This window comes from Planomonospora algeriensis, from assembly GCF_977012225.1.
Genome location: NZ_CDRNDK010000429.1, coordinates 1 through 5230, shown reverse-complemented (window position 1 = coordinate 5230; position 5230 = coordinate 1). Strand labels below are relative to the sequence as shown.

The window sequence follows — 5230 nt, the reverse complement described above, 5'->3', positions numbered from 1 at the left end:
CCGGCGCCTCCGCTCCTCCGGCCCCCTCTCCCCCCGCCCCGGCGGGTACGGCCCGCTCCTCGCTGCCCGCCGACCCCGCGGCCCTGCCCCCGCCTCCGGCCCGCAGCTGCAAGGCCACGCTCAAACTCGTCGAGACCTGGCCGGGCGGGTACCGCGCCACCGCGACGATCACCAACACGGCCGACACGCCGCTGGGCGGCTGGTACATCCAGTGGATCCTCCCCAAGGGCGCGACCATCACCCAGGCCTGGAACGGCACCCACATGCAGAGCGGCCCCATCGCGATGATCCACGCGCTCGAAGACGACGGATCCGTCCTGGCCCCCGGCGCCACCGCCACCGACATCGGCTTCGTCGGCGCGGCCCAGTCGCCCCCCACCTTCACCGAGATCACCTGCGGCTGACTCCGGAGGAACCCGCGGGCCGGACGGACCCGCAGGCCGGACGGACCGGGCGGACCGGTCCCGTCGCCCGCCCGGGCATGACGATCCGTTCTCCCCCGCCGCTCCGGCCCGGATAACCGATTGATCGGCCCCGCCGGCGAATGCTAGGAATTCCCCGTTTCACCCCCCACTGAACGGAGCGAATCCCTTGCTGACCGGAGAGCTCGTACGGCTGCGCGCCATGGAACCGTCCGACGCCGAGGCCCTGTGGCGCTGGAACAGCGACCCGGAGGTCATGCGCTGGATGGACGACGGCTATCCGGAGTCGCTGGCCCAGGTCGCCGCCCGATGCGAAGAAAGGGGCGCCAATTCCTACGACGGCGTGCTCCTCGTGATCGAGACCCTCGACGAGGGACGGCTGATCGGGATCGTCCGGCTCGGTGACACCGAACCGGAGACCGGCAGCGCCGAACTCGACATCTACATCGGCGAGAAGGACTGCTGGGGCAAGGGCTACGGCACCGACGCCACCCGGGTGATCTGCCGGTACGGCTTCGACCGGATGCGGCTGCACTCGATCGCGCTCTGGGTCGTCGCCGAGAACGCGGCGGCGATCCGGGTCTACGAGAAGGCCGGCTTCTCCGTGGACGGCAGGCGGCGCCATTCCTTCCGACGCGACGGGGAATGGCACGACCACCTCATCATGACCCTCCTGGAAGGCGAGCTGACCGGCTGACGTCCGTACCGCCGGGAAAACATGTCACGCCGGGTCGTCCCGGCGTGGCATGCTCGGTCCGCAGAACACGGAAAGGAAATCGAAATGCGCCTCCGACGCCGAATGAGCATGCCCGGGCGGGCTCGCATGTGACGATCGGCGATGTCATGTGCGAGCCGTCCCGGGCATTCGGACCGGGGCGGCTTTTTACATTCCCGGCGGGTGGGGGCGCTGGCGTGCCCGGCGGTTTCATAAGCCGCTCAAGGTGGGTTCGATTCCCACACCCGCCACGCGGCACCCGGCCTCCGTGGCGCAGTGGAGAGCGCGCCTGCTTGCGGAGCAGGAGGACGCTGGTTCGAATCCAGCCGGAGGCACCGAGGAACACAAGCGGGAAACCCCAGCGCGCGTCCCTCGCCTTTTCTCAGCCTCTCTCAGCGTCCCCACAGCTCCCATCATCGATCCTTGAGCTGCCGGTCCCCTCCGTATCGCCACGACAGGAAGTCCCCACATGAAGGCAGCCGTCTACACCCGGTTCGGCCCTCCCGAGGTCCTCACACTGCGTCAGGTGCCCAAGCCGGTTCCCCGGGCCGGAGAGGTGCTGGTCCGGGTGCGTGCGATGACGGTCACCTCGGCGGAGTGCGCCATGCGCCGCGGCGAGCCGTTGTGGGGGCGGGTCGTCATCGGCGTCCTCCACCCGCGGAGGAGGATGCGCACGCTGGGCACCGAACTCGCCGGGGTGGTCGAGGAGGTCGGAGCCGGGGTCACCCGTTTCCGGCCCGGTGACGAGGTCTTCGGGTTCACCGGCTTCCGGCTCGGCGCCAACGCCGAGTACGTGTGCCTGCCGCAACGGGCCTCGCTCGCGCCCAAGCCGGTGAACACCGGATTCGAGGAGGCCGCCGCCTCGGTGGACGGAGCCTCGACCGCGCTGTACTTCCTCCGCAGGGCCGGCATCCGCAGCGGCCACAAGGTCCTGGTCTACGGCGCCTCCGGCAGCATCGGTACCTATGCCGTGCAGCTCGCCGGGCACTTCGGGGCGCACGTCACGGCGGTGTGCGGCCCGAGGAACGCCGGCCTCGTCGCCGAGCTGGGGGCCGACGAGGTGATCGACTACACCAGGGAGGACTACAGCAGGAGCGGGGCGGTGTACGACATCGTCTTCGACACGCTGGGCAAGACCTCGTTCTCCCGGGCCAGGGCCGTGCTCGCGCCCCGGGGCCGCTATGCGTCCACCACCGGGCTCCACAACACCTTCCTGTCCCTGGGCACGTCGGTGTCGCGCGGCAGGAGGGTCGTGACGGGGATGTCGGTGGACAAGAACGACGCGCTCGTCTACCTCAAAGGGCTCATCGAGGCGGAGAAGCTGCGGATCGTCATCGACCGGCGCTACTCCTTCGACCGGCTGGCTGAGGCCCACCGCTACGTCGAGACCGGACACAAGATCGGGAACGTGGTGGTCACCGTCGAGCCCTGACCCCCGAAGATTCCGGTGGCGGGGTCAGGGCGATGCGCAAGGGCTCGTCCGTCCGGGAGAGGGCGCACGCACGGGCGACGCCGAGCGGCTCTCCATCTGGCGGGTGACCGTGGACGGTCTGAGGACCGCCCGCCGTACGGCGTCGGACCTCCGGGCGGGCGGGGCGCGCGGTAGCTTGGGGGCGTCCATCACAAGGGGAAGAAGATCGTGACGACTTCTATTCATCAGCGGATCGCCGAAGAGCTGGGCGTGCGCGAGCGGCAGGTGCAGGCCGCGGTGGAGCTGCTCGACGGCGGATCCACGGTGCCGTTCATCGCCCGCTACCGCAAGGAAGCCACCGGCATGCTCGACGACGCGCAGCTGCGCACGCTCGAGGAGCGGCTGCGCTACCTGCGCGAGCTGGAGGAGCGGCGCACCGCGATCCTGGAGTCGGTGCGGAGCCAGGGCAAGCTCGACGACGCCCTCGAGGCGCAGATCATGGCGGCCGACTCCAAGGCCCGCCTGGAGGACGTCTACCTGCCCTACAAGCCCAAGCGGCGGACCAAGGCGCAGATCGCCCGGGAGGCCGGGCTCGAACCACTCGCCGACGGCCTGCTCGCCGACCCGTCGGTCGACCCGCAGGCCGCCGCCGCGGCCTTCGTCGCGAGGGGGTGCCCGACGCGGCCGCCGCGCTGGACGGGGCCCGCGCCATCCTGGTCGAGCGCTTCAGCGAGGACGCCGACCTGGTCGGCGAGCTGCGCGAGCGGATGTGGAGCAGGGGCCGGCTGGTCGCGGCGGTGCGCGAGGGCAAGGAGGAGGCCGGCGCGAAGTTCTCCGACTATTTCGACTTCGCCGAGCCCTTCACCCGTCTGCCCTCGCACCGGATCCTGGCGATGTTCCGGGGCGAGAAGGAGGAGGTCCTCACCCTCACCCTGGAGCCCGAGGAGGAGCCCACCGGTTCGTACGAGGAGGCCATCGCCCACCGGTTCGGCGTCTCCGACCGGGGGCGGCCCGCCGACAGGTGGCTGGCCGACACCGTGCGCTGGGCGTGGCGCACCCGCATCCTCGTCCACCTCGGCATCGACCTGCGGATGCGCATGTGGCAGGCGGCCGAGGACGAGGCGGTCCGGGTGTTCGCCGCCAACCTGCGCGACCTGCTGCTGGCCGCTCCGGCGGGGACCCGGCCGACGATGGGGCTGGACCCCGGCCTGCGCACCGGGGTGAAGGTCGCGGTGGTGGACGGCACCGGCAAGGTCGTGGCGACCGACACGATCTACCCGCACGAGCCGCGCCGCCAGTGGGACCAGTCCCTGGCCACGCTCGCGAAGCTGGCCAAGGACCACGGCGTGGAGCTGGTCGCGATCGGCAACGGCACCGCCTCCCGGGAGACCGACCGGCTCGCGGCCGACCTGCTCAAGCTGGTCCCCGGACTGACCAAGATCGTGGTCTCGGAGGCCGGCGCGTCGGTCTACTCCGCCTCCGCCTACGCCTCGCAGGAACTGCCCGGCCTGGACGTCTCACTGCGCGGCGCGGTGTCCATCGCCCGCCGCCTGCAGGACCCGCTGGCCGAGCTCGTCAAGATCGACCCCAAGTCCATCGGCGTCGGCCAGTACCAGCACGACCTGGCCGAGAGCAAGCTCTCCCGCTCGCTCGACGCGGTCGTCGAGGACTGCGTGAACGCGGTGGGCGTGGACGTCAACACCGCCTCGGCGCCGCTGCTGACCCGGGTGTCGGGCATCACCTCCGGCCTCGCGGAGAACATCGTCGCCCACCGCGACGCCTGCGGCCCGTTCCGCTCCCGCCGGGCGCTCAAGGACGTCGCCCGGCTCGGCCCCAAGGCCTTCGAGCAGTGCGCGGGCTTCCTGCGCATCCCCGGCGGCGACGACCCGCTCGACGCCTCCAGCGTGCACCCCGAGGCCTACCCGGTGGTACGGCGCATCCTGTCCGCGGCCGGCGGCGAGATCACCCGGGTGATCGGCAACACCGCGGTGCTGCGTTCCCTCAAGCCGCAGGACTTCGTGGACGACACCTTCGGCCTGCCGACCGTCACCGACATCCTCGCCGAGCTGGAGAAGCCGGGCCGCGACCCCCGCCCGGCCTTCAAGACCGCGACGTTCAAGGAGGGCGTGGAGAAGATCTCCGATCTCGCGCCCGGCATGCTGCTGGAGGGCGTGGTCACCAACGTCGCGGCCTTCGGCGCGTTCGTCGACGTCGGCGTGCACCAGGACGGCCTGGTCCACGTCTCGGCGATGTCACGCACGTTCGTCAAGGACCCGCGCGAGGTGGTCAAGCCCGGTGACGTGGTCCGGGTGAAGGTGCTCGACGTCGACATCCCGCGCAAGCGCATCTCGCTCACCCTCCGCCTGGAGGACGAGGCCGAGGCCCGTTCCGAGCAGGGCGGCGGGCAGGACGGCGGGCAGGGCGGACGGCGCGACGGCAGGCAGGGGAACCGCCGACCGGAGGGTGAGGGGGAACGCCGGGGAGGCGGCCGGGACCGCGGTGGGCAGCAGCGCGGCGGCCAGGCCCGGGGCGGACAGCAGCAAGGGAACCGGGAGCGCGGCGGACAGCAGCAGGGAGGCCGGGAGCGGGGAGGCCAGCAGCAGGGAGGCCGGGAGCGGGGAGGCCAGCCGCGCAACGCGCCGGGCGGCGCCATGGCCGAGGCCCTGCGCCGCGCCGGTCTCG

General features: G+C 71.7%; 3 protein-coding genes, 2 tRNA genes and 1 pseudogene. All 6 read left to right on the top strand.

The window, feature by feature from the left end; genetic code table 11:
• Positions 1 to 404 (top strand): cellulose binding domain-containing protein (locus ACWJ6R_RS29495; protein ID WP_449065361.1); only part of this gene is annotated, 404 nt, incomplete at its 5' end.
• 187 nt (positions 405 to 591) lie between these two features.
• Positions 592 to 1119 carry a GNAT family N-acetyltransferase gene (locus ACWJ6R_RS29490; RefSeq protein WP_449065360.1) on the top strand — a complete coding sequence of 176 codons (528 nt, stop codon included), beginning with the start codon at positions 592 to 594 and terminating at the stop codon, positions 1117 to 1119.
• A 196-nt stretch (positions 1120 to 1315) separates the two neighbouring features.
• Positions 1316 to 1388, top strand: a tRNA-Met gene (locus tag ACWJ6R_RS29485).
• A gap of 11 nt (positions 1389 to 1399) precedes the next feature.
• A tRNA-Arg gene (locus ACWJ6R_RS29480) sits at positions 1400 to 1472 on the top strand.
• 134 nt (positions 1473 to 1606) lie between these two features.
• Positions 1607 to 2569 (top strand): NAD(P)-dependent alcohol dehydrogenase, encoded by a 963-nt coding sequence (locus ACWJ6R_RS29475; RefSeq protein WP_449065359.1) that lies wholly within the window; start codon positions 1607 to 1609, stop codon positions 2567 to 2569.
• Positions 2570 to 2776: 207 nt separating this feature from the next.
• Positions 2777 to 5230: pseudogene (locus ACWJ6R_RS29470) on the top strand (Tex family protein); the annotation flags it as partial.

Coding starts and splice junctions, on each gene's coding strand:
- ACWJ6R_RS29475 (WP_449065359.1), top strand. CDS start 1,607: ATGAAGGCAGCCGTCTACACCCGGTTCGGCCCTCCCGAGGTCCTCACA.